This window comes from Bradyrhizobium cosmicum (assembly GCF_032290525.1).
In the GTDB taxonomy this organism is placed as follows: domain Bacteria; phylum Pseudomonadota; class Alphaproteobacteria; order Rhizobiales; family Xanthobacteraceae; genus Bradyrhizobium; species Bradyrhizobium cosmicum_A.
Map to the genome: position 1 here is coordinate 1 of NZ_JASXTA010000553.1, position 240 is coordinate 240.

Sequence of the window (240 nt, forward strand, 5' to 3'; positions counted from 1 at the left end):
CACGTAACCCCATTCGAGGTCGGAGTACAGGCCGCCCAGCGAAATGATCTGGGCGAACACGAACGCCGCAATGAAGCCGCCGACGAAATTGCCGAGCCCGCCGAGCACGCAGATCAAGAACGTGATCGGCCCAAACGACAGCCCGACGAACGGATGCACGTCATACTGCAGCACCAGCAGGCAGGCGGCGAGGCCGGCGAGCGCGCCGCCGAGCGCCGAGGTGATGAGATAGATACGCTT

The 240-nt window shown here is 63.8% G+C and carries 1 protein-coding gene; it reads right to left on the reverse strand.

Going from position 1 to position 240, the window contains the following annotated elements:
* On the reverse strand, positions 1 to 240 hold a 240-nt coding region (locus tag QSV46_RS40905; protein WP_409997311.1), incomplete at both ends, for an ABC transporter permease subunit.